This window comes from Massilia sp. CT11-108, from assembly GCF_047302915.1.
GTDB lineage: Bacteria > Pseudomonadota > Gammaproteobacteria > Burkholderiales > Burkholderiaceae_D > Telluria > Telluria orientalis.
In genome coordinates this window covers 1-4904 of sequence record NZ_JBKYMO010000418.1, presented here as the reverse complement: position 1 = coordinate 4904, position 4904 = coordinate 1, and the positions used below count along the sequence as shown (strand labels likewise).

Sequence of the window (4904 nt, the reverse complement as noted above, 5' to 3'; positions counted from 1 at the left end):
GCTGTTGTACGATCCGGCGCGCGAGGACGTCCGGGCCGTGCGGCACCCCGCGCACGGCGGGTGCCGTGACGCTGGCCAGCATGAACGGCGCCAGGTTGGCCGGAATGCGGGCACCGAGCAGGGCGATGAGGTCGGACACGGTCCGGATCCGTTATCAGAAGTACTTGGATAGATAGTACACGCCGGAGTCCGGGAACACGGTCGCCACACGCTTGCCGGCGAGGCGCGGTAGCAGGTGCGCGATGCCGGCCGCGACGCAGCCGCTGGACCCGCCCGCCAGGATGCCCTCTTCCGCCGCCAGCCGGCGGCACCAGTCGAGCGCGTCGTCGTCGGCCACCTGCACGACGTCGTCGACGATCGCGGGGTCGAAGCTGCCGGACGGCTGGTGTTTGCCCACGCCTTCCACGACGCTGGCGAACTCCCCGTCGGTGGGCGTGTCCGTGACGAGCTTGCGGTACGCCGAGTTGCGGGGCTCCACGCCGAGCACGACGAGGTCCCGCTTCTGTTCCTTCAGGTAGCGGCCGATGCCGGAGATCGTCCCGCCCGAGCCGATGCCGCACACGAACACGTCGATCTCGCCCGCGAGCTGGCGCCACAGTTCCGGCCCCGTGTCGCGGTAATGGGCTTCGCGGTTCAGCGCGGAGCGGTACTGGTCGAGGAGGTGGACGTTGTCGCCCTGCGCGAGGCGCTCGGCCACGGCCTGGTAACCGGCCGCGGGGTCGAGGCCGTCGTCCAGCGCGCACAGGTGCACCTCGGCCCCGTAGGCGCGGATACGCTTGATCTTTTCGATGCTCGTGGTCTGCGGCACGGTCACGTCGCATTGCAGGCCCAGCACGGCACTGGCCATCGCGAGCGCGGCGCCCGTGTTGCCGGACGAGCTCTCGACGACGCGGTCCGTCCCCGCCGGCAGGCTCTTGAGCATATGGCGGACCATGCGGTCCTTGATGCTGCCGCCCGGATTCATGTATTCCAGCTTCGCAACCACGTCGCAGCCGGGGAACAGGCGGCCCAGCCTGACGACGGGCGTGTTGCCGATCGCGTCCAGCACGGAAGATTTGACTTGGGATTCCACGCCGCTCCTTTCAGTGAGATTGCCGCCGAGAAAGGCTAACACAACAATCCGCCGCATGGCGTCGGATTGAGACGGTCCCTACCTTAACCGGATCGGGTCCGTTCCCGCAAGACATTCGGCGTGCCGGTGCGGTCTATTGGGTTCGTCCAGGCAAATACCGTGTCCACGTGACAATGCGTGTATTTATGGGGCATGTTCCTTTGCTAAGCTCGCTGTTTTTGATAACGATCGCAAAGGATGTCCGGATGCCCTTCCTGTTTCGCGCCACGGTGCTCGCCGCTGCCCTGGCCACACTGCTGCCCGCCACAGCCGCCGTCGACCTCAATGCCCGCGTTCCCGTCGGGCCGCAGGTCAAGGTCGGCACGCTGGCGAACGGCCTGACCTATTACATCCAGAAGAACGGCAAGCCCGAGCACCGGGTCGAGCTGCGGCTCGTGGTGAAGGCCGGCTCCGTGCTCGAGGACGATGACCAGCAGGGTCTCGCCCACATGGTCGAACACCTCGCCTTCAACGGTTCCACGCACTTCAAGAAACAGGAACTGGTCTCGTACCTGCAATCGATCGGCGTGAAATTCGGCGCCGACCTGAACGCCTACACGGGCCTGGACGAGACGGTCTACATGCTGCCCGTGCCGACCGACCGCAAGGAGAACGTGGAGACGGCCTTCACGGTGCTGGAAGACTGGGCGCACGGCGTCACGCTGGCTGCGGACGACATCGACAAGGAGCGCGCGATCGTGCTCGAGGAAGCGCGCCTGCACAAGGGCGCGCAGGAGCGCCTGCGCAAGGCGCTCGCGCCGAAGCTGTACAACGGCTCGCGCTATGCGCTGCGCGAGCCGATCGGCAAGGAAGACGTGATCCGCACCGCGCGGCCGGAGGCGCTGCGCCGCTTCTACCGCGACTGGTACCGGCCGGACCTGATGGCCGTGATCGTCGTCGGCGACATCGAGCCGGCCGAGGCCGAGCGCCTGGTCAAGGCGCACTTCGCCGGGCTGACCAATCCGCCGCAGCCGCGCCCCCGGACGTACACCGACATTCCCGCACGAACGGGGACGGAAGCGTTCGTGTTCGCCGACGAGGAAATGCCCCGCAGTGCCGTCGAGCTCAACTACCCCGTCCGGCTCGAGCCGGACCTCGGGACGTACGGGAGCTACCGCGCCAAGGTCGTGGACAACCTCGCGGCCATCCTGCTGAGCCTGCGGCTGGGCGAGCTGACGCAGCAGGCGAATCCGCCCTTCCTCGGCGCGGGCGGCCGCACCGTCCCGGTGACCGCGCGCCACAAGGCGTTCTCCATCAGCGCCGCGGTGGGAGCGGGCGGCGTGGTCCCGGCCGTCGCGGCCGTCGAGCAGGAAATGCACCGGGTCCGCCAGTTCGGATTCAGCGAAGCGGAGCTGGCGCGTGTCCGCAAAGTCGTCCTGAATGGGATGGAAAGCGCGGTCAAGCAACGGGACACGACGGATTCCGGGCGGTACGTTGCCGAATACCAGCGCAATTTCCTCGCCGGCGAGAGCATCCCGGGCATCGAGGCCGAGTTCCATCTCGTGCAGGAATTGCTGCCGGGGATCACGGTGGCCGATCTCAATGCGGCCGCCCGCAAGGCGTTCCCGGCGGATGCCGGCAAGCTCGTCGTGTTCGCCGGCAATACGAAGGCCGGCCCCGCGCCCACGACGGATCAATTGCTGGCCGCCGACACGGCCGCCGCGCAGGCCACGGTCACCGACCGCGCCGAGAAGAAGGTCGCGCAACGCCTGATGGACCGTCCCGCCACGCCCGGCCGCATCGTGACCGAAACGCGCGACGAGACGCTCGGCCTGACCCGGCTGACCTTGTCGAACGGGGTGCAGGTCGTCCTCAAGCCGACCGCCTTCCGCAAGGACGAGGTGCTGCTGGGCGCGGTGCGCTACGGCGGCCAGACGCTGGTCGACGAGAAGGACCTGCCGAACGCGCGCGCCGCCACGGGGCTGGCCATGTCGATGGGCATCAAGGACTTCGCGCCCACGGACCTGATGAAGATGCTCGCGGGCCGGCGCGCGGCGGTGACGCTCGGGATGTCCGACTACACGGACGAGATCGGCGGCCAGTCGGCCAGCGGTGCCGAAGACCTGGAGACGATGTTCCAGATGCTGTGGTTGCGTTTCGACGGCGTGCGGCGCGACGAATCCCTGTACAAGGCGTACATGGGCGCGCTCGGCGACATGGTGCGCAACCGCGCGGCCGCCCCCGAACAGCGCTTCGCCGAAGCGGTCGCCGACACGCTCTATGGCCGCCATCCGTACGAAGGGCGCATGCCCACGCAGGAAGACCTCGGCAAGATCGACCTCGACCGCAGTCTCGCCGTGTACCGGCAGCGCTTCGCCAGCGCGAAGGGCCTGACGTTCGTCGTCGTCGGCGACTTCGATCCGGCAACCATCAAGCCGCTCGTGACCGCCTACCTCGGCACGTTGCCGACGCCCGACCTGCCGCTCGCCTACCGCGACGTCGGCCTGCGCATCGCGCAAGGTGTCGTCAAGAAGGAAGTCCACGCGGGCACGGAGCCCAAGAGCGTCGTGTCGCTGACGTTTTCCGGTCCGGCGGCCTGGTCGCCGGCCGAGGCGCTGCGCATGAATGCGCTCATCGAGGTGATGAATTTGCGTGTGAACGCGGTGTTGCGCGAGAAGCTCGGCCTGATCTATTCGGGCCAGATGGCCGGCGCGGTGCAGCGCATCCCGTACCAGCACTACGAAATCAGCACGCAGCTGCCGACCGGCCCCGAAAAGGTCGACCAGCTCGTCGCCGCCCTGTTCGCGGAGATCGACAGCGTCAAGGCCAACGGCCCGACGCAGGCGGAGCTCGACAAGGTCAAGGCCAACTGGCGCGTGGTCCACGAGCGTTCGCAGCACGAGAACGGGTACTGGCTGCAGAGCGTGAAAGTGTCCCTGCTCGACGGCACGCCGCTGTCGCACCTGCTGACGGTCATGGACGAGGTCGACGCACTGACGGTGGCGGACGTGCGTACGGCCGCGCAGCGCTACTTCGACAAGGACAACTATGTCCAGGTCGTCCTGCTGCCCGAGGCCGACGTGAAGACGGCCAGCAAGTAGGTCTGGTGGCGGGCATGGCCGCGGGCGGTAAAGGTGCATTTCTAATGCACCTTTGCTAGAATGTCGGGCATCACGTTGTTCCCGAGCGAGCCATGCCTTCCCCCACCATCACCGAATCGTCGATCATCCGCCTGGTCGACACGTTTTACGCGCGCGTGCGCGACGATGCCGTGCTGTCCCCCGTGTTCGAAGCGAAACTCGCCGGACGGTGGCACGAGCACATGCCGCGCATGTACGCGTTCTGGACCAAGGTCCTGCTCGGCACGGGCGAATTCCAGGGGAATGTCTTCGGCAAGCACATGGCCCTCTCGGGTATCGAGACGGAACACTTCGTCCGCTGGCTCACACTGTTCCGGCTGACGGCCATCGACGTGTTCGGCATCGACGGCGCGACCGAGGCGATGGAGGTGGCCCAGCGCATCGCGTCGAGCCTGCAACTGGGATTTTTCGGCGATATTCGCGTTTGAGACGACCTCTCAGGCGCGGCGTGACGCGTCACGCCGCTCGGCCACGGCGGCCAGCAACGCCTGCTTCAGCTGCAGGTCCGTGAACGGTTTCGTCAGCACCCGCGCCGTGACGTCCGCTGCGCCCGCGACCAGGCTACCGTAGCCGGACGCGAACACGATCGCCACGCCCGGATGGCTTTCCACGATGCGGCGGGCGAGCGTGAGGCCGTCCAGGTCGGGCAGGCTGTAGTCGACGACGGCCGCGTGATAGCGGTCGCGCGCCAGCAGCGCCAGGGCGTCCTGGGC

4 protein-coding genes are annotated in these 4904 nt (G+C 67.5%); 2 read left to right on the top strand and 2 right to left on the bottom strand.

Annotated elements, in window-relative coordinates; translation table 11 throughout:
- Positions 1 to 154: 154 nt before the first annotated feature.
- Positions 155 to 1072, bottom strand: coding sequence for a PLP-dependent cysteine synthase family protein (locus ACEN88_RS24330; protein WP_413343811.1), 918 nt, complete (start codon positions 1070 to 1072; stop codon positions 155 to 157).
- A 245-nt stretch (positions 1073 to 1317) separates the two neighbouring features.
- On the opposite strand from ACEN88_RS24330, the gene ACEN88_RS24325 reads away from it, so the two are divergent.
- Both ACEN88_RS24325 and ACEN88_RS24320 read left to right on the top strand, forming a co-directional pair.
- Positions 1318 to 4152, top strand: a complete 2835-nt coding sequence (locus ACEN88_RS24325) for a M16 family metallopeptidase (protein WP_413343809.1) — start codon at positions 1318 to 1320, stop codon at positions 4150 to 4152.
- 92 nt (positions 4153 to 4244) lie between these two features.
- Entirely contained in the window at positions 4245 to 4619 is a 375-nt protein-coding gene (locus ACEN88_RS24320) for a group III truncated hemoglobin (RefSeq protein WP_413343807.1), read from the top strand.
- A 9-nt stretch (positions 4620 to 4628) separates the two neighbouring features.
- Here the strand turns inward: ACEN88_RS24320 and ACEN88_RS24315 are convergent.
- The coding region (locus ACEN88_RS24315; protein WP_413343805.1) for a response regulator at positions 4629 to 4904 on the bottom strand (276 nt) is incomplete at its 5' end.

Excerpts from the sequence above, each read along its gene's own strand:
- ACEN88_RS24325 (WP_413343809.1), top strand. The coding sequence starts at position 1,318 with ATGCCCTTCCTGTTTCGCGCCACGGTGCTCGCCGCTGCCCTGGCCACA.
- ACEN88_RS24320 (WP_413343807.1), top strand. The coding sequence starts at position 4,245 with ATGCCTTCCCCCACCATCACCGAATCGTCGATCATCCGCCTGGTCGAC.